We start from the raw sequence: 21,919 nt of genomic DNA, 5'->3' as shown, positions 1-21,919 counted from the left end.
GACAGATGCCCACATGAAGCTGTTCGATGACATTCCCGTCGAGCGTCCGGCCACGCCGCTGCTCGACACCCTGGATACCCCGGCCGCGCTGCGCGCCATGACCACCGCGCAGCTGGCGCAGGTGGCCGACGAGCTGCGCGCCTACCTGCTCTACAGCGTGGGGGTCTCCGGGGGGCACTTCGGAGCCGGCCTCGGCGTCGTGGAGCTCACCGTGGCCCTGCACCAGGCGTTGGAGACCCCCCATGATCGCCTGGTGTGGGATGTCGGCCACCAGGCCTACCCCCACAAGATCCTCACCGGGCGCCGCGAGGCGATGCCCAATATCCGTCACCATGGCGGGCTGGCGGCCTTCCCGCGGCGTGCCGAGTCGGAGTACGACACCTTCGGCGTGGGCCACTCCAGCACCTCGATCTCGGCGGCGCTGGGCATGGCGCTGGCCGCCCGCACCCGAGGCGAGCAGCGGCGTGTCTGTGCGGTGATCGGCGATGGTGCCCTGACCGCCGGGATGGCCTTCGAGGCCCTGGCCCATGCCGGTCACGTCGACGCCAACCTGCTGGTGGTGCTCAACGACAACGAGATGTCGATCTCCGAGAATGTCGGCGGCATGGCCAGCTACCTGGCGCGCATCCTGACCAGCAAGCCCTATACCACCATGCGCGAGAGCGGCAAGAAGGTGCTCTCCCATCTGCCCGGGGCGCTGGAGCTGGCTCGGCGCACCGAGGAGCACATGAAGGGCATGGTCAGCCCGGCCACCCTGTTCGAGGAGATGGGCTTCAACTATATCGGCCCCATCGACGGTCATGACCTGCCGCTGCTGGTACAGACCCTGCGCAACATGCGTGACCTGGAGGGGCCGCAGTTCCTCCACGTCAAGACCTGCAAGGGCAAGGGCTTCCTGCCCGCCGAGGCCGACCCCATCGGCTACCATGCCATCACCAAGCTGGAGAAGAACGGCGCCCCGCCGCCGCTCAAGCCGGCCACGCCTGCGCCGGCGAAGAAGAAGTACTGCAATGTCTTCGGCGACTGGCTGTGCGACATGGCCGCCACCGATGAACGGCTGATCGGCATCACGCCGGCGATGCGCGAGGGCTCCGACCTGGTGCGCTTCTCGCAGCAGTATCCCGAGCGCTACTTCGATGTGGCCATCGCCGAGCAGCATGCGGTGACCCTGGCCGCGGGCATGGCCTGCGAGGCCATGAAGCCGGTGGTGGCGATCTACTCCACCTTCCTGCAGCGCGGCTATGACCAGCTGATCCATGACGTGGCGGTGCAGGACCTCGACGTCACCTTCGCCATCGACCGCGCCGGCCTGGTGGGCGAGGACGGCCCCACCCACCACGGCAGCCTCGACCTCTCCTACCTGCGCTGCGTGCCCGGCATGGTGGTGCTGGCGCCGGCCGACGAGGCGGAGTGCCGCGCCATGCTGAGCGCCGCCTACCACCACCCGGGCCCCGCCGCGGTGCGCTATCCGCGGGGCAGCGGGCCGGGTGTCGAGATTCCCGCGCATCTCGAGCCGGCCCCCATCGGGCGGGCGCAGGTGCGTCGCGAGAGCGGCGCCGAGGCAGGGCGGCGCGTCGCCCTGCTGGCCTTCGGCAGCCTCAACACGCCGGCCGCCGAGGTGGCGGAGCGGCTCGATGCCAGCCACCTCAACATGCGTTCGGTAAAGCCCCTGGATCGTGATGCGGTGCTGGCCGCGGCGGCCGACCACGACCTGCTGGTGACCCTGGAGGAGAACGTGGTGGCCGGTGGTGCCGGCAGCGCGGTCAACGAGCTGCTGGCCACCGAGGGTGTGCGGGGGGCGGTGCTCAATCTGGGGCTGCCCGACGCCTTCGTCGAGCACGGCAAGCCCGCCGAGCTGCTCGCCGAGTGCGGCCTGGATGCGGATGGCATCGAGGCCGCCATCCGTCGCCGCCTGGAGGGTGGCGACGATGCCGCGATGACAGGGGAGGCTCGCTGATGTGGATCGTCGTACTGATCGGCGCCGGCCTGGGGTTCATGATCGGCGGGCCCGTGGGCGCGCTGGTCGGTGGCGGGCTCGGTTACTGGCTCGTCAAGCGCCTGCGCCGCAGCCTGCTGGGCAAGCTGGCCGCATCCCAGACGCAATTCCTCGAATCGACCTTCGCGGTCATGGGGTGTCTGTGCAAGGCCGATGGCCAGGTCACCGAGGATGAGCTGGACGCCTCGCGCATGCTGTGGGACCGCCTGCGCCTCAACGAGGCCCAGCGCGCCCGGGCCCGGGCCGACTTCAACCGCGGCAAGGCGCCGGACTTCGACCTGGACGCGGAGCTTGCCAGACTGCGCCCGCTGCTGGGCCCGCAGCCCGCCCTGCGCCAGGTCTTCCTGCAGGTGCAACTAGCGGCGATCGCTGCCGACGGCCAGCTGCACCCTGCCGAGCGTGAGATGCTGATGCGGGTGGTGCGCGGACTGGGCTGCTCCGAGGCGGAGATCGCCCAGGTCGAGGCCATGCTGCACGGTGGCGGAGAGCAGGCCGGGGGTGGTGTGGCCAGCGGCCCCTCCCTGGCCGATGCCTACCGGGTGCTGGGGGTCGAGGAGGACGCCAGCGATGCCGAGATCAAGAAGGCCTATCGGCGCCTGATGAGCCAGAATCACCCCGACAAGCTGGCCGCCAAGGGGCTTCCCGAGAGCATGCGCGAGGTCGCCCGCGAGCGCACCAGCGAGATCGGCAACGCCTACGAGCGCATCCGCAAGGCGCGTGATACCTGACCCGGGGCTGGTGCAAGCCTCGGGATCAGGCCGCGAAGGGCAGCACGGCGCTGTAGACGGCGAAGTAGTGGAGGATGCTGCCGCCCAGCACGAACAGGTGCCAGATGACGTGGTTGAAGGGAATTGCGCGCACGGCATAGAAGAGCACGCCGAGGGTGTAGGTGAGGCCGCCGGCCACCAGCAGGGTAAGCCCCGCGGGCGACAGCCGCTCGACCATCTCGCCGCCGGCGAAGAGGATCAGCCAGCCCATCAGCAGGTAGATGCCGACGCGTAACGCCGCGAAGCGGTGGGGCCAGGCCAGCTTGCAGGCGATACCCACCAGCGCCAGCCCCCAGACGGTGACGAACAGCGCCCAGCCGGTGGGGCCGCGCAGGTTGACCAGCAGGAAGGGCGTGTAGGTACCGGCGATCAGCAGGTAGATCGCGCAGTGATCCAGCAGCTGGAACAGGCGCTTGAGGCGCGAGTCGCGCACGCCGTGGTAGAGCGTCGAGGCGGTATAGAGCAGCACCAGGCTGGTGCCGTAGAGGCCGACCCCGGCCAGCTTCCAGGGGTCGAGGTGGGGCGCCAGGCTGGCCATCACCAGTAGTACCGTGACCCCGGCCAGGCTCAGCAGCACACCGATTCCGTGGCTGATGCTGTGCAGCCACTCCTCGGTGGCACTGAAGCTTTCCCTGTCGTGGGATGGTTGGGTCATCGGGTCTCTCCCCTGTCCAGGAGCCTCCCCGATCGAGGGATGGGGGCTCCCGTCCTCAGGGCTTGCGTTCGATATCCACATCGTCGGCCTGGGTGAAATCGCCCAGCACCATCATGTGGCCGAGCTTGCCGGCCTTGGTGGACAGATAGTGCTCGTTATGAGGATTGAGACCGGTGGTCAGCGGTACGCGTTCCACGACATTGACGCCGGCCTGGGTCAGGGCGTCGACCTTGCGCGGGTTATTGGTCATCAGGCGCAGGCCCGCGATGCCCAGGTGCTCGAGCATCGGCACGCAGAGGTCGTAGCGGCGAAGGTCGGCGGCGAAGCCCAGCTGTTCGTTGGCCTCCACGGTATCGGCGCCCTGATCCTGGAGGTGATAGGCGCGGATCTTGTTGAGCAGCCCGATGCCGCGCCCCTCCTGGCGCAGGTAGAGCAGCACCCCGCGGCCCTCCTCGGCGATACGCTTGAGAGCCTCCTGGAGCTGATAGCCGCAGTCGCAGCGCATCGAAAAGAGCGCATCGCCGGTCAGGCACTCCGAGTGCACCCGTCCCAGTACTGGCTCGCCGTCGGCCACGTCGCCCAGGGTCAGGGCGATATGGTCCTTGCCGGTGGCCTCGTCCTCGAAGCCGTGCATGGTGAAGGTGGCCCAGGGGGTGGGCAGACGGGAGGCGGCGATAAAGCGAATCGTCACGGGTTACCTCGGTATCAGGCCGCGGGCGGCGCCGCAGGAGTGGGCGGTATTCTATCAGGAAGGCCGGCGAGGCTCACGACCGGGACGCAAGCATCGGGTACAATGGCGGACACATTTCCCATGGATGACCGCCTGCATGGAACTCAAGAACGATCGCTTTCTGCGCGCCCTGGCGCGTCAGCCGGTGGACCGCACCCCGGTCTGGATGATGCGCCAGGCCGGACGCTACCTGCCGGAGTATCGCGCCACCCGCGCCGTGGCCGGCAACTTCATGGACCTGTGTCGCAACCAGGAGCTGGCGTGCGAGGTGACCCTGCAGCCCCTGGAGCGCTATCCGCTGGATGCGGCGATCCTGTTCTCGGATATCCTCACCATCCCCGATGCCATGGGGCTGGGGCTCTACTTCGAGACCGGCGAGGGGCCCAAGTTCCGCAAGCCGGTGCGCACGGCCGAGGAGGTGGCGGCGCTGAGTGCTCCCGATGCCGAGCGCGACCTCGACTACGTGATGCGCGCGGTCTCGACGATCCGCCGCGAGCTGAACGGACGCGTGCCGCTGATCGGCTTCTCCGGCAGCCCCTGGACGCTGGCGACCTACATGGTCGAGGGCAGCTCCAGCAAGGACTTCCGGCATATCAAGACCATGCTCTACGACACGCCCAGCGTGATGCATGACCTGCTCGACACCCTGGCCGCGGCGGTAACCGACTACCTGAACGCCCAGATCCGCGCCGGCGCCCAGGCGGTGCAGATCTTCGACACCTGGGGTGGCGCCCTCTCCACGCCGGCCTACCTGGAGTTCTCGCTGCGCTACATGGAGCAGATCGTCGCCGGCCTGATCCGCGAGCACGAGGGGCGCCGTGTGCCGGTGATCCTGTTCACCAAGAACGGCGGCCAGTGGCTCGAGGACATCGCCCTGGCGGGTTCCGACGCCGTGGGACTGGACTGGAGCACCGAGCTGTCCGATGCCCGTGCCCGGGTGGGTCACAAGGTGGCGCTGCAGGGCAACCTCGACCCCAACGTGCTGTTCGCCCGCCCGGCTGCGATTCGTGCCGAGGTGGCGCGCATCCTGGAAAGCTATGGCGAGGGCCCCGGTCACGTCTTCAACCTGGGGCACGGTATCAGCCAGTTCACCGATCCCGATCACGTCACTGCCTTCATGGAGGCGCTGCATGACCTGAGCCCGGCCTATCACCGCAATATCGCCCATGCCTGAATGGCTGGGGCTCGCTTGGCTGCAACGCCTGCACGACCGGCGCCGCCTGTGGGCGGCGCTGGCCGTTGTGGCGGCCCTGGTCATCGCCCTGGGCAGTCTGACCCCGGGCGATGAGATGCCCAGCCAGCTGCCCTGGGACAAGCTCAATCACTTCGTCGGCTATGCCGGCCTCGGCGGCCTGATCGGCCTGGCCGGAGTCCGCCTGCCGCTGGCCTTCCTGCTCGCGGCGGGCTACGGCGGCATGGTCGAGTTCGCCCAGGTTCTGGTGCCGGGGCGCAGTGGCGGTGACTGGGCCGATATCCTGGCCAACGGCCTCGGCGCCGGCTCCGCCGTGCTGATGCTGGCCGGCCTGCGTCGGCTCATGCGTTTCCCTCGTCGCACCTGACGCCAGGTTTCTCCGCCGCGAAGGGACAGTCTCCTAGAGGCGTGGCTCCCCGGCCCTCGGTTCGGCAGGGGAGGCGCCGGCGAGGTCCAGGGAGGGCTCGCGGCCGCCGCGGGAGCGCAGCGGTTCGGCGGGACGAGTTACCCGGGCGCTGCCTACCGCCTCGCCCTCGCTGGACAGGGGACGTGCCTCGCTGGTCCAGGCGGCCTGGGGGTCATGCACCGCCGGGCGGCGCTCCCAGGAGCGGGTGATCACCGGCCCGGCGCCCAGCTGGCCGGCCAGGTGGTGGGGCAGCAGCCACAGCTCGGCCATCAGGCGCAGCAGCATGGCGGCCAGCAGCCACAGGCCACCGCCCAGTGCCAGGCTGGGCCAGGCCACCTGCCAGGTGGTGGCCGCCAGCCATGGCGTGCGCGGAGCAAGCCATAGTGCCGCACCAGCCGCGAGGCCGACCTGCAGCAGCAGGTGGCAGGTGAGCAGGGTGCCGCGTGATAACGGGCGGCGGGGAAACAGTAACTGACGCATCGGGGTCCTCCCGGGGGCACATCGTGGAGATGAGACGTGCCGACATCCCTGCCGGCCAGCTGGGATGCTACCCCAGATCAAGCTTCCCTGCAGTTGTCGCCGATCGACGTCGGTGGCGGGTTGACCCGCGTCAAGGCACTTGCCATGGTTGATCCAGAAGCGGCCGGCGCATCGCCGGCCGCCGTACCACCGGTATCGAGGAGTGGCTATGACAACCTATATCGTGGTGGCGGATGCGGCGCGGGCGCGGATCTTCACCCGCGACGCACTCAAGCTGGTCGAACAGGATAGCCTGGTGCATTCGGCGAGTCGGCTGCACGAGGGCGACCTGGTGACGGATCGCGGTTCCGACGTGCATGAGTCGACGTCGAACAGCTCGCGCTCCTCCGGTGGCGAGAGCACGGCGCGCACCCATGAGGAGCAGGTGTTCGCCAAGGAGGTGACCGATCGTCTCTATCAGGCCCGCATCGACAACAGCATGGAGAAGCTGATCCTGGTCGCCCCGGCCCGCTTCCTCGGCCAGCTGCGCGACAAGCTCGATGGCCCCACCGCGAAGCTGGTGATCCACTCCCTGACCAAGGACCTCACCAAGGCGAGCCTCGAGGAGATCCAGGAGGCGGTCAGCGATATGCGCTGATGGGTTGGCTTTCCCTTCGGCATCGGGCCCGGCACTGCCGGGCCCGATGCCGTTCGGAGCCAGCCTCGTGCCACGTCGTCAGGGCACCGGCGGCAGGTCGATCTGGTCGCTGCGGGTCACGCCCTCGGTCATCTGCCGACACAGCTTGAGGAACTCGCGCATGCCGGTGGCGAGATACTTGTGGCGGTGCCAGATGAAGGTGAACTGACGGCTCAGGTCCAGTTCCGGGGTGGCGATGGGCACCAGGCTGCCGCGGCGGAAGGCGTCACGCAGTGCCAGGCGCGAGACGCAGCCGATGCCCAGCCCCGACTCCACCGCGCGCTTGATCCCCTCGGTGTGCTCCAGCTCCAGCAGCACGTTGAAACGCCCGCGACGGTGGCGTGCTGCCTGCTCCAGGGTCAGTCGCGTGCCCGAGCCCTCCTCGCGCATGATCCACGCCTCGCGCAGCAGGCGGCTGAGCTCCACCTCGCCGGCTCCGGCCAGGGGGTGGCGGGGCGAGCAGAACACCACCAGCTCGTCCTCCACCCAGGGCTGGGTGACCACGTCCTCCTCCTCGCACTGCCCCTCGATCAATCCCAGGTCCAGCCGATGGTGGCGCACACTGTCGATGATGGTGCGCGTATTGCGTACCGCCAGGCGTACCCGGCTGCCGGGGTAGCGCTGCATGAAGTCGCTGATCAGCAGGGTGGCCAGATAGTTGCCGATGGTCAGGGTGGCGCCGACGTCCAGCACCCCGATGCCCTGCTGGCCGTGGAGCAGCTCCTCCACCTCCTCGGCGCGGTCGAGCAGTGCCACCGCCTTGGGCAGCAGCTGGAAGCCCAGGGCGTTGAGGCGCAGTCGCTTGCCGTGGCGGTCCAGCAGCTGGCAGTCGAACTGCTTCTCCAGTTCGGCCAGGGCGCTGCTGGTGGCCGACTGGGAGAGTGCCAGGGCGCGAGCCGCCCGCGATACGCTCTCGTGCTGGGCCACCGCCACGAAGACCTCCAGCTGGCGCAGGGTGAAGCGCATGAGGGCAAACTCCGATGACGTATATCAAGGTTATGGATAAAGGTTATCCATACAATCCATTTAACAGATAACGCCTCCTGCCTTAGAATTCAATGCAAATCTTGGAATCGCTTTTATTCTTTATAGGCATATAAAGCCTTCGACCGCATAGAGGAGCCGGCATGAGCAAGTTTGCCCTGGAAGAGGTGCTCAGCGTCCACCACTGGAACGATACCCTGTTCAGTTTCCGCACCACCCGCGAGCGCAGCCTGCGCTTCAAGAACGGCCAGTTCGTGATGATCGGCCTCGAGGTGAACGGCAAGCCGCTGATGCGTGCCTACTCTATCGCCAGCCCCAACTACGAGGATCACCTTGAGTTCTTCAGCATCAAGGTGCCCGATGGCCCCCTGACCTCGCGTCTGCAGCATCTCCAGGTGGGCGACCAGATCATGGTCAGTCGCAAGCCCACCGGCACCCTGGTCACCGACGACCTGCTGCCGGGGCGCAACCTCTACCTGCTCTCCACCGGCACGGGCCTGGCGCCCTTCATGAGCCTGATCCAGGACCCCGAGGTCTACGAGCGCTTCGAGAAGGTGGTGCTGGTGCACGGCGTGCGCAACGTCAGCGAGCTGGCCTATGCCGACTTCATCCAGACGGAGCTGCCGGCCCATGAGTACCTGGGCGAGGAGATCAGCGAGAAGCTGGTCTACTACCCCACCGTGACCCGTGAGGAGTTCCACACCATGGGCCGCCTGACCGACCATATCCGCAGCGGCAAGCTCGCCGAGGACACCGGCCTGCCGGCGCTGGATCCCAAGCAGGATCGCGCCATGATCTGCGGCAGCCCGGCCATGCTGGAGAGCACCAGCGAACTGCTCGACGAACTGGGCTTCAAGATCTCGCCGCGCATGGGCGAGCCCGGGGACTATGTGATCGAGCGGGCGTTCGTCGAGAAATAAGCTGGAAGCTTGAAGAGCGCCGCTTCGCGGCTGGAAGCTGGAAGAGAAAACCCCCGTGGTCTAGACCACGGGGGTTTTCAGTAGGGAAGAGCTGGCAACACGCTAACTGGCTTCCAGCTTCCAGCTTCCAGCTTCCAGCTTCCAGCTTCCAGCTTCCAGCTGTCAGACCGCGTCCTTGCCGGTCTCGCCGGTGCGGATGCGGATCACCTGCTCCAGCGGGGTGACGAAGATCTTGCCGTCACCGATCTTGCCGGTATTGGCGACGCTGGTGATGGCATCGATCACCTTCTCGGCCATCTCGTCGTCCACGGCGACCTCGAGCTTCACCTTGGGCAGGAAGTCCACTACATACTCGGCGCCACGGTAGAGCTCGGTGTGGCCCTTCTGACGGCCGAAGCCCTTCACCTCGGTCACGGTGATACCCTGCACGCCGATCTCCGAGAGGGACTCCCTCACGTCGTCGAGCTTGAAGGGCTTGATGATGGCGGTCACCAGTTTCATGGTCGGTTCCTCGTCGATTCTGGGGCGGGCATGCCGCCGGCGATAGGCGGATTGTCCCTAGGATACACCCCGCCGGCGGGGAAGAAAAAAGGCCCCCTTGCGGGGGCCAAGTGGAGCACGCCAGCTCACTCGTTACGCGTTGCCTTCATTTCTTGGCGACGCTGAACTCGGGGTAGGCCTCCATGCCGCATTCGGTCAGGTCGACGCCCTCGTACTCCTCCTCCTCGCTGACGCGGACGCCCATCACCGCCTTGAGGATGCCCCAGACGATCAGGCTGGCCAGGAAGACCCAGGCGAAGATGCCGACGATGCCGAGGAGCTGGGCGCCGAAGGTAGCGTCGCCGTTGGTCAGCGGCACCGCCAGCAGGCCCCAGATACCGACCACACCGTGCACCGAGATGGCACCCACCGGGTCATCGATCTTCAGCTTGTCCAGGCCGACGATGGCGGCCACCACGATGACACCACCCACGGCGCCGATCAGCGCCGCGCCCGGGGCGGAGGGAGAGAGCGGGTCGGCGGTGATCGCCACCAGGCCGGCCAGGGCGCCGTTGAGGGTCATGGTCAGGTCGGCCTTGCGGAACCACAGCTTGGCAATCACCAGGGCGGCGATTACCCCGCCGGCGGCGGCGGCATTGGTGTTGACCAGCACCTGGGCCATGTTGTTGGCGGAGGCGACGTCGGAGACCTTGAGCTCTGAGCCGCCGTTGAAGCCGAACCAGCCCATCCACAGGATGAAGGTGCCCAGGGTCGCCAGCGGCAGGTTGGCGCCGGGGATGGCGTAGATGCTGCCGTCCTTGCCGTACTTGCCCTTGCGTGGGCCGAGGACCAGCACGCCGGCGAGTGCCGCGGCCGCACCGGCCATGTGTACGATGCCGGAGCCGGCGTAGTCGGAGAAGCCGGCCGCGGAGAGCCAGCCGCCGCCCCAGGTCCAGTAGCCGGAGACCGGGTAGATCAGGCCGGTCATCACCACCGCGAAGGCGAGGAAGGCCCACAGCTTCATGCGCTCGGCCACCGCCCCGGAGACGATGGACATGGCGGTCGCCACGAACACCACCTGGAAGAAGTAGTCGGCGCGCATGGAGTAGTAGGGGGCGTCATCACCGCCGGCCAGCACGGCGTCGATGCCGTTCTCGCTGCCCAGCAGCACGCCGAGGTTGGGCAGGATGCCGCCCTCGGGGCTCGAGTACATCAGGTAGTAGCCCACCAGCAGGTACATGGTGCAGGCGATGGCGAACAGGGCGATGTTCTTGGTGAGGATCTCGGCGGTGTTCTTGGCGCGCACCAGGCCGGCCTCGAGCATGGCGAAGCCGGCGGCCATCCACATCACCAGTACGCCGCAGATCAGGAAGTAGAAGGTATCGAGCGCATAGCTCAGTTCGGTCAGTTCACTCATGGTGGAGTCTCCAGTCGGGGAAGCGGCAGTCGGTCATGGCTCAGACGGCATCGGCGCCGCGCTCGCCGGTGCGGATACGGATCACGTCCTCGAGGGCCGTGACGAATACCTTGCCGTCGCCGATCTTGCCGCTACCGGCGGCTTCGCAGATGGCGTCGAGCACGCTCTCCAGGCGGCCGTCGTCCACGGCGATCTCGACCTTGACCTTGGGCAGGAAGTCGACGACGTACTCGGCGCCGCGGTAGAGCTCGGTGTGGCCCTTCTGGCGGCCGAAACCCTTGACCTCGGTGACGGTGATGCCCTGCACGCCGTTGTCGGCCAGCGCCTCGCGGACGTCGTCCAGCTTGAAGGGCTTGATGATGGCGGTGATCAGCTTCATGTCCTGTCTCCTCGTTGCGATGGGAGGCGACCCGATGGGGCGGCTGACCTGTACAATGCGCGCGGCGTGCCAGTGAGGAGAAAAATCCTTTTATATCTGAGGCTTGAGCCACTTTTACTGGATGAGGGAAGCTCCTGCATCGGCTTGCTGTCAGGCCCCATGCACTCCGATGGTGCCTGTGCACGTCCCACGCGCCCTGCAAGAGGGCATGCGTCTCATGGGTGCCACGCGTATCCTGTAGGTCGTCATCCCCAACCAGGAGAAGCGTCATGGTGACCCACGATAGAATCGGTCGGCTGGCCCAGCAGATCGGCGAGCGCCTGCAGGGCGCCTCCCAGGCCCCCGAAGAGGTGCAGAAGGGTATCCAGCAGGTGGTAAGGGGAGCCTTCGACCGTCTCGAACTGGTCTCCCGCGAGGACTTCGACATCCTGATGGACGTACTGCAGCGCACCCGGTCACGGGTCGAGGCTCTGGAGAAGCAGGTCGCCTCCCTGGAGGCGCTGGTGGAAGCCCAGGCCGGCGGCACCGCCGCAGCGGCCGAGGGCGCCGACGCCCCGGCGGCGAGCGCCCCGAGCGGTGAAGGCAAGCGCGACGAGCACAAGGGCGAGGGCGCCGCCTCCTGAGGTCGCGTCGGGCGCCTCGCCGCGCTCTGGACTAGCCTGAGAGCAGTCCATTCGCGAGGGAGCGCCCATGACGCTGGCGATCGTGCACACCCGGGCCGGGCTCGGCCTGGAGGCACCCGAGGTGCAGGTGGAGGTGCACCTCTCCAATGGCCTGCCCAGCATGACGCTGGTCGGGTTGCCGGAGACGGCGGTCAAGGAGAGCCGGGAGCGGGTGCGTAGCGCCCTGGTCAACGCCGGCTTCGAGTACCCGCTGCGGCGCATCACCCTCAACCTGGCCCCCGCCGACCTGCCCAAGGAGGGTGGCCGCTTCGACCTGCCCATCGCCCTGGGGCTGCTGCTCGCTTCCGGTCAGCTGCCGCCCGGTTGCCTGGAAGCGACCGAGAGTGTCGGTGAACTGGCGCTGGACGGTGCCTTGCGCCCGGTGGAGGGCGTGCTGCCGCTGGCCCTGGCCGCGCGGCGTGTCGGGCGGCAACTGATCGTGCCCCGGGCCAACGCCGACGAGGCGGCCCTGGCCGGTGAGCTCGAGGTGTTGCCCGCCGTTCACCTGCTGGAGGTGGTCGCCCACCTGCTGGGCCAGGCCCCCATTGCTCCCCATCGTCTGACGCGCCCGCCCGCAGCCACCCAGCCGCTGCCCGATCTCGCCGAGGTGCGCGGCCAGTTCCAGGCCCGCCGTGCCCTGGAGGTCGCCGCCGCGGGTGCCCACAACCTGCTCTTCGCCGGCCCACCCGGTACCGGCAAGACCATGCTGGCCAGCCGCCTGCCGGGCATCCTGCCGCCGCTCACCGACGACGAGGCGCTGGAGGTGGCGGCGGTGCGCTCGGTCAGCGGCCTGCCACTGCGCGCTGAGTGGGGACGCCGACCCTTCCGTGCCCCGCACCATACCGCCAGCGCGGTGGCCCTGGTGGGTGGTGGCGCGCGGCCGCGCCCCGGCGAGATCTCCCTGGCCCACCACGGGGTGCTGTTCCTCGACGAGCTGCCGGAGTTCCCGCGCCATGTGCTGGAGGTGATGCGCGAGCCCATGGAGAGCGGGCGCATCCATATCGCCCGGGCCAGCCATGAGCGTCGCTACCCGGCGCGTTTCCAACTGGTGGCGGCGATGAATCCCTGTCCTTGCGGCCACCTGGGCGATCCGCGCCAGGCCTGTCACTGCACCGCGGCGCAGATCCAGCGCTACCAGGCGCGGCTCTCCGGGCCGCTACTTGACCGCATCGACCTGCAGGTGGAGGTGCCGGCACTCCCCCCGGAGCAGCTTACCGCCAACCAGCCCGGCGAGGACTCCGCCACGGTGCGCAAGCGGGTGCTGGCGGCCCGCGAGCGCCAGCTGGCCCGGGGTGCGTTGAACGCTCACCTGGCAGGGCGCGAGCTGGAGGCGGCCTGCGGCCTCTCGGCGGCGGACCGCGCCTGGCTGGCGGCGGTGCTGGAGCGACTCAAGCTGTCGGCCCGGGCCTATCATCGCGTGCTGCGGGTGGCACTGACCCTGGCCGATCTCGCCGGCGTCTCGCGCCCCGAGCGCGATCAGCTGATCGAGGCGGTGGGCTATCGCCAGCTCGATCGACTCCTCAAGGGGTGAGCGGCGCCTTTCGCTATAGCGCCGTGCTGTCCAGAGCGCCCTGCAGGCTCTGCTCCCAGCGTGCTGCCTCCTCGCCGGGGCGGCGCAGGGTCAGCGTCAGGCGGTAGGGAAGCAGTTCGCGGTCGGATAGCGAGAGGCGTGGGCCGTCGGCCATCAGTCGGCTCTCCAGGCGCCACTGGTTATCGCCGCTGTCGGTCAGGTTGGTGTTCCAGTCGAGGACCTGGGGACCATCGCTGATTGCCAGCAGGGCGCGTACCAGACTCTCGTTGAAGCGCTCGTTCTCGATGCCGAGGCCGGCGTTGACCTCGGGGCGAGACAGTAGCAGCACCTGGTCGCTGGGTGGCTGCGGCAGGTCTGGGGCCGTCATCACCAGGGCGGCGGCGCGCTCGCCCAGGTTGAAGAGCGCCTGGCGGATGCTGCTGTCGGGACGCTCGGGAGCGCCGGCGCAGCCGGCAAGCAGGGTCAGCGCCAGGAGGGCGACCAGACGGGAGGGCGCGGTCTTCATGATGTCGTTTTCTCCACAGTGGCGCCGGGCGCCAGAGCATCGATAAAGCGATCCAGGCTCTCGAACAGCGCCTGGCGGATGGGCTCCGCCTCGTTGACCAGGTGGTGCCGGGCCTCGGGATGCAGATGCACCTCGGCATTGGGAAACTTCTCCTTGAGTACCTCCAGGTTCCACTCCCAGTCCACGGTCAGGTCCTGCTCGCCCTGCAGGATCAGGGTCGGCACCGGGTTGGGGGGCAGTGCCAGCAGCCGCGGCATCCAGCGGCGCATGGCGCTGACCCAGTCCACCGCCACGCGGTCGGCCTGCAGCGGGTCCTGGTCGCGCAGGAAGGCGGCGAAATCGGCGTCGGTGGAGTTGTCGCGAAACTTGCGCGGAATGGAGCGCACGAAGGGGCCCACCAGCAGATGCAGCCAGCTTGACTGGCGCCAACCCCAGGGCCTCACCAGCGGCGCCAGCAGGGCCAGGCCGGCCCAGCTGCCGTCCTCTCCGCGGGTCAGGGCATCGGTGGCGAGTATCGCCGCGCCGGTACTCTGGCCGATGCCCAGCCAGGGGTGCGGGGCCAGCCCCTCGGCTTCCAGGTGGTCCTGCAGGGCGTGCAGGCAGCCACCATAGTCGTCGAAGTCGGCAATGGAGGCGCGCTGGCCGCTGGAGAGCCCGTGGCCGGGCAGGTCCCACAGCACCACGCGCCAGCCGCGCTCCAGCAGGCGTTCGAGCAGGTGACGATAGAGCCCCAGGTGGTCGAAGTAGCCGTGCACCACGAAGGCGGTGCCGATGGGCTCGGCAGGACTCCAGACCGAGGCCCACAGGCGGAAGCCCCCGGCGTCCAGGAACCCCAGGTGCAGCCCCACATGCTCGGCGAGCAGGGGCGCGAGGCCGTAGTGGCCCAGATAGCGTTCCAGGTGGTCGCCGCCGGGCAACTCGTCGGCTGGATCGATCCAGCGGAAGGGGCCGAGTGCCTGCAGGGGGGTGAAATCGCTCATCGCATTCTCCACGGTGCTCCACCATGCTAGCGGCAAGCAGGAGGCGGCACCATGCTTGTCGGACGGGCGGGCCTCGCTGCCTTATCTTTTGGTCGAGTCCCGGGGGAGGCAAGGCTATTCCGGCTTTACATATGGAACGGTTTTCCACAAAATCGAAGCTACGCAGTCACCCAACCCTGTTGATGGCAGTCCGGTGTGCACCCGCCGCCTGCCCCGTGCGAGGAGATTCACCATGACTCAACGTGTCACGCGTCACCGCCTCCAGGTGGCCGCCGAACTGGACCGCTTCATCACCGAACAGGCGCTCCCGGGCACCGGCATCGACGCCGAGGCCTTCTGGGCCGGCGTCGATGCGCTCTTCCATGATCTGACCCCGAAGAACCGTGAACTGCTCGCCGAGCGCGATCGCCTGCAGGAGAAGCTCGATAGCTGGCATCGCGAGAATCCCGGCCCGGTGCGGGACATGCCTGGCTACCGCGCCTTCCTCGAGGAGATCGGCTACCTGGCCGAGGCGCCGAGCTCGGTCAAGGTGACCACCGCCAGCGTCGATCGCGAGATTGCCGTCCAGGCCGGCCCCCAGCTGGTAGTGCCGGTCAACAACGCCCGCTATGCGCTGAATGCCGCCAATGCCCGCTGGGGCAGCCTCTATGATGCCCTCTACGGCACCGATGCCATCTCCGAGGAGGACGGCGCCGAGAAGGGCACGAGCTTCAATCCCAAGCGTGGCGAGAAGGTCATCGCCTACGCCCGTGGCGTGCTTGACCGCGCCGCACCGCTGGCCACCGGCTCCCACCGTGACGCCGTGAAGTATGCCCTGCGTGACGGCCATCTGGTGGTTACCCTGGAGGGTGGTCGCGAGACCGGCCTCAAGGATGCCGGCAAGCTGGTGGGCTTCAACGGCCCGGCCGAGAGCCCCGATACCATCCTGCTGAGTAACCATGGCCTGCATCTGGAGATCCAGATCGATCCGAGCAACCCGATCGGCAAGACCGACCCGGCTGGCGTCAAGGATGTGGTGGTCGAGGCGGCGGTGACCACCATCATGGACTGCGAGGACTCCGTGGCCGCGGTGGACGCCGAGGACAAGGTAGGTGTCTACGCCAGCTGGCTGGGCCTGATGAAGGGCGACCTGACAGAAGAGGTCGAGAAGGGTGGCAAGACCTTCACCCGTCGCCTCAACGCCGACCGCACCTGGCAGAATACCGCTGGCGGCAGCGTGACCCTGCCGGGTCGCTCGCTGATGTTCGTGCGCAACGTCGGTCACCTGATGACCACGCCGGCGGTGCTCGACGCCGAGGGCAACGAGCTGCCCGAGGGCATCCTCGACGGCATCGTCACCAGCCTGATCGCCCTGCACGACCTGAAGAAGGGCGAGGGCGAGGCGCGCAACTCCCGCGAGGGCTCGGTCTACATCGTCAAGCCCAAGATGCACGGGCCGAAGGAGGTGGCGTTTGCCAACGAGCTGTTCGGCCGCATCGAGGATCTGCTGGGCATGGCCCGCGACACCCTCAAGATGGGCATCATGGACGAGGAGCGCCGCACCACGGTGAACCTCAAGGCGTGTATCGCCGAGGCGGCCTCGCGTGTGGTGTTTATCAACACCGGCTTCCTCGATCGCACCGGCGACGAGATGCACACCGCCATGGAGGCGGGCCCGATGATCCGCAAGGGCGACATGAAGGGTGCCGCCTGGATCCAGGCCTACGAGAAGAACAACGTCCAGGTCGGCCTGGCCTGCGGCCTGCGCGGCCGCGCCCAGATCGGCAAGGGCATGTGGGCCATGCCCGACCTGATGGCCGGCATGCTGGAGCAGAAGATCGGCCACCCCAAGGCCGGCGCCAACACCGCCTGGGTGCCCTCACCCACTGCCGCTACCCTGCACGCCCTGCACTACCACCAGGTGGACGTCGCCGCCATCCAGCGTGAGCTGGAGGGGCAGGGCGAACCGGACGTCCTGGATGACCTGCTCAGCGTGCCGGTGGCCGAGAGCGCCGACTGGAGCGACGAGGAGCGCCAGCAGGAGCTCGACAACAACTGCCAGGGCATCCTCGGCTACGTGGTGCGCTGGGTCGAGCATGGCGTGGGCTGCTCCAAGGTGCCGGACATCCACGACGTGGGCCTGATGGAAGACCGTGCCACCCTGCGCATCTCCAGCCAGCACATCGCCAACTGGCTGCACCACGGTGTGGTCGATGCCGCCCGCGTCCAGGAGACCCTGGAGCGCATGGCAAAGGTGGTCGACAAGCAGAACGCCGATGACCCGGAGTACACGCCGATGAGCGCGAACTTCCAGGGCTCCAGCGCATTCCAGGCCGCCAGCGACCTGATCTTCAAGGGCCGCGTGCAGCCTGCCGGCTACACCGAGCCGCTGCTGCATCACTGGCGCGCCGTGCACAAGGCGAAGTAAGGAAAACAACGAAAGGCGTCGGGGAGCGCCCCCGCGGACATGCCGCGGGGGCGCTTTCGTGAGTGCTCGACGTTCGGGCACTGTCGGCGTCGGCGCGGGTCGGCTAAGGTGGTGGTTTTCGTTCGCCACAGCAGGGAGGCTTGCCATGCCCGTGATGACCGCCGCCGCCATCGAGGATTTCCTCGACGAGGTGTTCCCCCAGCGTTTCGGCACCATCGAGGCCGTCGATCACATGAGGGCCACCATGAGCCTGGCCATCGACGACGAGCACCTGCGCCCCGGCGCCAGCGTCTCCGGCCCCACCCTGATGGGGCTCGCCGACGTCTGCCTCTACGTGGCGATCCTCGCCGAGATCGGCCCCGAACCCATGGCGGTCACCAGCGACCTGCACTGCCGCTTCCTGCGTCGTCCCCGGGGCGACCGCGATATCATCGCCACCGCGCGTATCCTCAAGCTGGGCCGCCGCCTGGCGGTGGGCGAGGTCCAGCTGTTCTCAGCCGGGCAGGAGGAGCCGGTGGCGCTGGTCACCGCCACCTACGCCCTGCCCGATCGCGACGACTGAAGCGCCTCAGCGGGCGCGCAATATGGCGGCGGCCAGGGCCAACCAGCCGCCGATCATCAGTACCCCGCCCATGGGCGTGATCATCCCCAGCCCCGTCACGCCGGTGAGCGCCATGGCATAGAGCGAACCGGAGAACAGCGTGATGCCTGCCGCCCACAGCGCCATGGCCAGCCGCTGGCCGGTCAGCGGCTGGGAGGCACGCCAGGCCAGCATCGCCAGCAGTGCCAGGGTGTGCCACGCCTGGTAGCGCACCCCGGTCTCGAAGGCGGCTGCCAGCCGAGGGGCCAGTTGCCCCTCCAGGGCGTGGGCCCCGAAGGCGCCGGCGATCACCACCAGGGCGCCGGAGAGCGCCGCCCCCAGCCACCATCCCCTGTCCTGCATATCGGTCTCCTCCGTGCCGGTAGAATCGGCCGCTACCGTACCCCGGGCGAGCCTCAGCCGCTACAATACGCGCCCCCGGTTTATTCAAGCCCAGAAGATTCAAGCCAAGAGAAGGGTTGCCCCGCGCCATGACCGATCCCCGACACGACGACAAGACCACCGGCCCGGAGGGGGCGGACGCCCCGCTGCACCGCCGCGGCATCAAGAGCTATGTGCTGCGCGCCGGTCGTATGACCCAGGCCCAGACCCGCGGGCTCGAGGAGGTGTGGCCGCGTCTCGGACTGACCCTGGCCGACGGTCGCCAGGATCTCGAGATGCTGTTCGGGCGCCGCGCGCCCTGTGTGGTGGAGATCGGCTTCGGCATGGGCGCCTCGCTGGTTGAGCAGGCCGCGACCCACCCCGATACCGACTTCATCGGCATCGAGGTGCATGCGCCGGGTGTCGGAAAGCTGCTCGACGAGGCCGACAAGCGCGGCCTCGGCAACCTGCGCGTCTACCGCGAGGACGCCCTGCGTGTGCTCGAGGAGTGCCTGCCCGAGGCGAGCCTGGATACCGTGCAGCTGTTCTTCCCCGATCCCTGGCCCAAGAAGAAGCACCACAAGCGGCGCATCGTGCAGCCCGCCTTCGTCGAGCTGGTGCGCTCGCGGCTGAAGGTCGGCGGCACCTTCCACCTGGCCACCGACTGGGAGGCCTACGCCGAGTGGATGGCCGAGGTGATGGACGCCGCCCCCGGCTTCGCCAATACCGCCGAGCCCGAGACCGCGCCCTACGTGCCGCGCCCGGCGTTCCGTCCGCTGACCAAGTTCGAGGCCCGCGGCGAGAAGCTCGGCCACGGCGTCTGGGATCTCATCTACCGCCGCGTCGGGTGATTCTGCCGCCGCTTCAAGCGGTTAGGCTGTCAAATGAAAATGGATCATGATGTTCGCCGGCTTGCACCAGATATGGGGCTTGCCGGCGAGATATGGTCTATATATGGTAGTCGGGCCGCGGGTGAACAGAGGGCCTGACACCGACATGATGCATGTCAGTGCAGCCCCGGGAGCACCGGCCTAGGATGAACGGTTCGGCGGCCCTGGCCGCATGGTTACCCTTCAGGAGAGCTGTCATGTCCCTGCCGTTGTTGCCTTTACCGTTACACGCCCTGCCGCGTCCTCCCGCACCCGCCCGCCTGATTCGCGCCCTCGATCCGCGCGTGCCGGTCGGTCTCAAGCGCCGCCTGGTGGAACCGCTGCTCAACCGCACCTTCGCCGAGCCCCTGGCCGAGGGGGAGTTCGACGCCCTGGAGGGGCGTCGCATCACCCTGGCCATCGAGGATATCGGCGTGGCGCTGACCCTCACCCTGGAGGGCGAGTGCCTGACGGTGTGCACCGAGCCTGGCGAGGCCACCATCCGCGGTGGCTGGCGGGAGTTTCTCTGCCTGGCCACCCGGCGCGAGGACCCCGATGCGCTGTTCTTTCAGCGCCGGCTGCTGATCGAGGGCGACACCGAACTGGGCCTGATGGTCAAGAACCTGCTCGACGGTCGCGAGGAGGGCTTGGCCCAGGGGCCCTTCGGTGAACTGCTGGTTCGCCTGGAGCGACTGGCGAGACGTACGAACTGAATTTTTTCGATTAACGAACTTCTTCCGGAGCCATCCGAATGAGCACTTCCACCAAGGCAGTGAAGTCATCCAACGAGGTGCCCCTGCAGGGGCCGTCCCGCGACATCTGGGACTCCAAGTACCGCCTCAAGGACCGTCACGGCAAGGCCGTGGACCAGGACGTGGCTGCCACCTGGGATCGTGTGGCCCGGGCGCTGGCCGCGGTGGAAGACAAGCAGGCCGACGCCTGGCTGCCGAAGTTTCGCTGGGCGCTGGAGAACGGCGCCATTCCCGCCGGGCGCATCATGTCCAATGCCGGTGCCGAGGCCTACAAGCCGGCGGTGAGCCTGATCAACTGCACGGTGTCGCGCACCATCCGCGACTCCATGCACGATATCCTCGACTCCGTGGTGGACGCCGGCATGACCCTCAAGGCGGGTTGTGGCATCGGCTACGACTTCTCCACCCTGCGTCACAAGGGTGCCTTCGTGTTCGGCGCCGGTGCCGGCACCAACGGCCCCCTGGCGTTCATGGATATCTACGACAAGATGTGCTTCACGGTGGCCTCCGCCGGTGGCCGCCGCGGCGCCCAGATGGGCACCTTCGACGTCGGCCACCCCGACGTGCGTCAGTTCATCGAGGCCAAGCGCGAGTCGGGTCGCCTGCGCCAGTTCAACCTGAGCCTGCTGATCACCGACGAGTTCATGGAAGCGGTGAAGAAGGACACCGACTGGCCGCTGGCCTTCCCGCTGCACGCCGGCGAGAAGGATGACGTCGAGGAGAGCGAGCTGATCTACCGCGACTGGCCGGTGGTGGAAGAGGGCTACACCGTCGACGCCGAGGGCCGCGTGGCCTGCCGCATCGTCGAGGTGATTAAAGCCCGTGAGCTGTGGGACACCATCATGCGTTCCACCTACGATTACGCTGAGCCGGGCTTCATCCTGATCGACCAGGTCAACCGGATGAACAACAACTGGTTCTGCGAGGAGATCCGCGCCACCAACCCCTGCGGCGAGCAGCCGCTGCCGCCCGAGGGCGCCTGCCTGCTGGGCTCGGTGAACCTGACGCGCTTCGTGATCGACCCCTTCGGCAAGAAGCCGCGCTTCGACTGGGAGCGCTATCGCCAGGTGGTGGCGATCTTCACCCGCATGCTCGACAACGTGGTGGAGATCAGCGGACTGCCGCTGGAAGGCCAGCGTCGCGAGATCGAGGCCAAGCGCCGCCACGGCATGGGCTTCCTGGGCCTGGGCTCCACCCTGACCATGCTCAAGATCCCCTACGGCTCGCCGGAGTCGCTGGCCTTCACCGAGGAGGTGAGCCGCAACCTGGCCATCGAGGGCTGGAAGCAGGCGCTGGAACTCTCCCGCGAGAAGGGCATGGCCCCGGCACTGGCCGAGGACTACGAGATCACTCCGAAGATGCTGCGCGAGCGCCCGGAGCTCAAGAAGGACGGCTACGAGATCGGCGACAAGGTGCCCGGTCGCATCCTGCATGCGCGCTATAGCCGCTACATGCAGAAGGTCGCCGAGGTGGAGCCTGAGCTGGTGGCCCAGCTCGCCGAGCATGGTGCGCGCTTCACCCACCACAGCTCCATCGCGCCGACCGGCACCATCTCGCTGTCGCTGGGCAACAACGCCTCCAACGGGATCGAGCCGTCGTTCTCGCACCGCTACTTCCGCAACGTCATCCAGTCGGGCAAGAAGACCAAGGAGCAGGTCGAGGTGGTCTCCTTCGAGCTGGCGGCCTACCGCCACTTCATCGCCGCCGACGCCGTGGAGAGTGACCTGCCCGACTACTTCATCACCGCCGACGCGGTGAGCCCCAAGCAGCACGTGGCGGTGCAGGCCGCCGCCCAGGCCTGGGTCGACTCGGCGATCTCCAAGACGGTGAACGTGCCCACCGAGTTCCCCTTCGAGGAGTTCAAGGACCTCTACCTCGACGCCTACCAGAGCAAGCTCAAGGGCTGTACCACCTTCCGCTTCAATCCGGAGGCCTTCCAGGGCGTGCTGGTGCGCGAGGACGACCTCAAGAACACCACCTACGTCTTCGAGCTGGAGAATGGCGAGAGCGTGGAGCTGGCCGGTGACGAGAAGGTCATCTACGACGGCGAGGAGCACAACGCGGCGAACCTCTATGACGCGCTGAAGGAAGGCACCTATGGCAAGTGGTAAGCCATTGTTTCCCTGGTTGCCTTTAGCAAGGGGCGCCGGGGAAGAGCCGAAGAGGAGGT

At 67.8% G+C, this 21,919-nt stretch carries 23 protein-coding genes; 13 read left to right on the top strand and 10 right to left on the bottom strand.

The genetic code is table 11. The annotated features are described in order from the left end of the window. Positions 1 to 13: 13 nt before the first annotated feature. Both dxs and djlA read left to right on the top strand, forming a co-directional pair. Positions 14 to 1,957 (top strand): 1-deoxy-D-xylulose-5-phosphate synthase, encoded by a 1,944-nt coding sequence (gene dxs / locus LWH48_RS13435; RefSeq protein ID WP_232912968.1) that lies wholly within the window; start codon positions 14 to 16, stop codon positions 1,955 to 1,957. Further along, positions 1,957 to 2,724 carry a co-chaperone DjlA gene (djlA, locus tag LWH48_RS13430; RefSeq protein ID WP_232912967.1) on the top strand — a complete coding sequence of 256 codons (768 nt, stop codon included), beginning with the start codon at positions 1,957 to 1,959 and terminating at the stop codon, positions 2,722 to 2,724. Before dxs ends, djlA begins: the two co-directional genes overlap by 1 nt. A gap of 25 nt (positions 2,725 to 2,749) precedes the next feature. Here the strand turns inward: djlA and trhA are convergent, their stop codons facing one another. Both trhA and ribA read right to left on the bottom strand, forming a co-directional pair. Next, on the bottom strand, positions 2,750 to 3,418 hold the full coding sequence (gene trhA / locus LWH48_RS13425; protein WP_232912966.1) for a PAQR family membrane homeostasis protein TrhA: 669 nt from the start codon (positions 3,416 to 3,418) through the stop codon (positions 2,750 to 2,752). Between the two features lie 55 nt (positions 3,419 to 3,473). Beyond that, entirely contained in the window at positions 3,474 to 4,109 is a 636-nt protein-coding gene (gene ribA, locus LWH48_RS13420; RefSeq protein ID WP_161431721.1) for a GTP cyclohydrolase II, read from the bottom strand. 136 nt (positions 4,110 to 4,245) lie between these two features. Here ribA and hemE point away from each other — a divergent pair, with 136 nt between their 5' ends. Together hemE and LWH48_RS13410 are read left to right on the top strand one after the other, a co-directional pair. Further along, a complete protein-coding gene (gene hemE, locus LWH48_RS13415; protein ID WP_232912965.1) occupies positions 4,246 to 5,322 on the top strand; it encodes a uroporphyrinogen decarboxylase in 1,077 nt (358 codons plus the stop codon). Beyond that, positions 5,315 to 5,707, top strand: coding sequence for a VanZ family protein (locus LWH48_RS13410; RefSeq protein WP_232912964.1), 393 nt, complete (start codon positions 5,315 to 5,317; stop codon positions 5,705 to 5,707). Before hemE ends, LWH48_RS13410 begins: the two co-directional genes overlap by 8 nt. 33 nt (positions 5,708 to 5,740) lie before the next feature. Here LWH48_RS13410 and LWH48_RS13405 read toward each other — a convergent pair whose 3' ends face one another. Continuing rightward, positions 5,741 to 6,226: a hypothetical protein gene (locus LWH48_RS13405; protein ID WP_232912963.1), complete on the bottom strand. Its 486-nt coding sequence runs from the start codon at positions 6,224 to 6,226 to the stop codon at positions 5,741 to 5,743. A gap of 208 nt (positions 6,227 to 6,434) precedes the next feature. Here LWH48_RS13405 and LWH48_RS13400 point away from each other — a divergent pair, with 208 nt between their 5' ends. Beyond that, positions 6,435 to 6,863 carry a host attachment protein gene (locus tag LWH48_RS13400; protein WP_161431717.1) on the top strand — a complete coding sequence of 143 codons (429 nt, stop codon included), beginning with the start codon at positions 6,435 to 6,437 and terminating at the stop codon, positions 6,861 to 6,863. Between the two features lie 78 nt (positions 6,864 to 6,941). Here LWH48_RS13400 and LWH48_RS13395 read toward each other — a convergent pair whose 3' ends face one another. After that, positions 6,942 to 7,868, bottom strand: a complete 927-nt coding sequence (locus tag LWH48_RS13395; RefSeq protein WP_232912962.1) for a LysR family transcriptional regulator — start codon at positions 7,866 to 7,868, stop codon at positions 6,942 to 6,944. A 161-nt stretch (positions 7,869 to 8,029) separates the two neighbouring features. Here LWH48_RS13395 and LWH48_RS13390 point away from each other — a divergent pair, with 161 nt between their 5' ends. After that, a complete protein-coding gene (locus LWH48_RS13390) occupies positions 8,030 to 8,806 on the top strand; it encodes a ferredoxin--NADP reductase (RefSeq protein WP_161431715.1) in 777 nt (258 codons plus the stop codon). 162 nt (positions 8,807 to 8,968) lie between these two features. Here LWH48_RS13390 and glnK read toward each other — a convergent pair whose 3' ends face one another. From glnK to LWH48_RS13375, 3 genes are all read right to left on the bottom strand, one after another. Beyond that, positions 8,969 to 9,307 (bottom strand): P-II family nitrogen regulator, encoded by a 339-nt coding sequence (gene glnK / locus LWH48_RS13385; RefSeq protein WP_023004277.1) that lies wholly within the window; start codon positions 9,305 to 9,307, stop codon positions 8,969 to 8,971. A gap of 145 nt (positions 9,308 to 9,452) precedes the next feature. After that, complete coding sequence (locus tag LWH48_RS13380; RefSeq protein ID WP_232912961.1) at positions 9,453 to 10,703, bottom strand: ammonium transporter; 1,251 nt, start codon at positions 10,701 to 10,703, stop codon at positions 9,453 to 9,455. A gap of 40 nt (positions 10,704 to 10,743) precedes the next feature. After that, complete coding sequence (locus LWH48_RS13375; RefSeq protein WP_161431713.1) at positions 10,744 to 11,082, bottom strand: P-II family nitrogen regulator; 339 nt, start codon at positions 11,080 to 11,082, stop codon at positions 10,744 to 10,746. A gap of 269 nt (positions 11,083 to 11,351) precedes the next feature. Here LWH48_RS13375 and LWH48_RS13370 point away from each other — a divergent pair, with 269 nt between their 5' ends. Continuing rightward, positions 11,352 to 11,705: an accessory factor UbiK family protein gene (locus LWH48_RS13370; protein WP_232912960.1), complete on the top strand. Its 354-nt coding sequence runs from the start codon at positions 11,352 to 11,354 to the stop codon at positions 11,703 to 11,705. A gap of 67 nt (positions 11,706 to 11,772) precedes the next feature. After that, positions 11,773 to 13,275, top strand: coding sequence for a YifB family Mg chelatase-like AAA ATPase (locus LWH48_RS13365; protein ID WP_232912959.1), 1,503 nt, complete (start codon positions 11,773 to 11,775; stop codon positions 13,273 to 13,275). A gap of 13 nt (positions 13,276 to 13,288) precedes the next feature. Here the strand turns inward: LWH48_RS13365 and LWH48_RS13360 are convergent, their stop codons facing one another. Both LWH48_RS13360 and LWH48_RS13355 read right to left on the bottom strand, forming a co-directional pair. Next, on the bottom strand, positions 13,289 to 13,780 hold the full coding sequence (locus LWH48_RS13360) for a hypothetical protein (RefSeq protein ID WP_161431710.1): 492 nt from the start codon (positions 13,778 to 13,780) through the stop codon (positions 13,289 to 13,291). Then, positions 13,777 to 14,760, bottom strand: a complete 984-nt coding sequence (locus tag LWH48_RS13355) for an alpha/beta hydrolase (RefSeq protein ID WP_232912958.1) — start codon at positions 14,758 to 14,760, stop codon at positions 13,777 to 13,779. Before LWH48_RS13355 ends, LWH48_RS13360 begins: the two co-directional genes overlap by 4 nt. 232 nt (positions 14,761 to 14,992) lie before the next feature. Between LWH48_RS13355 and LWH48_RS13350 the strand changes: the two genes are divergently transcribed. Continuing rightward, positions 14,993 to 17,167, top strand: a complete 2,175-nt coding sequence (locus tag LWH48_RS13350) for a malate synthase G (protein ID WP_232912957.1) — start codon at positions 14,993 to 14,995, stop codon at positions 17,165 to 17,167. A 145-nt stretch (positions 17,168 to 17,312) separates the two neighbouring features. Continuing rightward, positions 17,313 to 17,729: a PaaI family thioesterase gene (locus tag LWH48_RS13345; RefSeq protein ID WP_232912956.1), complete on the top strand. Its 417-nt coding sequence runs from the start codon at positions 17,313 to 17,315 to the stop codon at positions 17,727 to 17,729. Between the two features lie 6 nt (positions 17,730 to 17,735). On the opposite strand, the gene LWH48_RS13340 is transcribed toward LWH48_RS13345, so the two are convergent. Then, positions 17,736 to 18,110, bottom strand: coding sequence for a DUF423 domain-containing protein (locus LWH48_RS13340; protein WP_232912955.1), 375 nt, complete (start codon positions 18,108 to 18,110; stop codon positions 17,736 to 17,738). A gap of 128 nt (positions 18,111 to 18,238) precedes the next feature. On the opposite strand from LWH48_RS13340, the gene trmB reads away from it, so the two are divergent. The 3 genes from trmB (at position 18,239) to LWH48_RS13325 (ending at position 21,860) form a co-directional block, all read left to right on the top strand. Further along, the gene (trmB, locus tag LWH48_RS13335) at positions 18,239 to 18,979 is read left to right on the top strand and encodes a tRNA (guanosine(46)-N7)-methyltransferase TrmB (protein WP_232912954.1); all 741 of its coding nucleotides are present in this window, start codon (positions 18,239 to 18,241) and stop codon (positions 18,977 to 18,979) included. A 236-nt stretch (positions 18,980 to 19,215) separates the two neighbouring features. After that, the gene (gene ubiT / locus LWH48_RS13330; protein WP_232912953.1) at positions 19,216 to 19,710 is read left to right on the top strand and encodes a ubiquinone anaerobic biosynthesis accessory factor UbiT; all 495 of its coding nucleotides are present in this window, start codon (positions 19,216 to 19,218) and stop codon (positions 19,708 to 19,710) included. Positions 19,711 to 19,748: 38 nt separating this feature from the next. Beyond that, the gene (locus LWH48_RS13325; protein WP_213311772.1) at positions 19,749 to 21,860 is read left to right on the top strand and encodes an adenosylcobalamin-dependent ribonucleoside-diphosphate reductase; all 2,112 of its coding nucleotides are present in this window, start codon (positions 19,749 to 19,751) and stop codon (positions 21,858 to 21,860) included. The last annotated feature ends 59 nt before the right edge of the window (positions 21,861 to 21,919 follow it).

The sequence above is a fragment of the Halomonas sp. G15 genome (assembly GCF_021282295.1).
Lineage (GTDB): Bacteria > Pseudomonadota > Gammaproteobacteria > Pseudomonadales > Halomonadaceae > Halomonas > Halomonas alimentaria.
The sequence above is the reverse complement of the archived record's forward strand: the minus strand, read 5'-3'. Positions and strand labels throughout refer to the sequence as shown.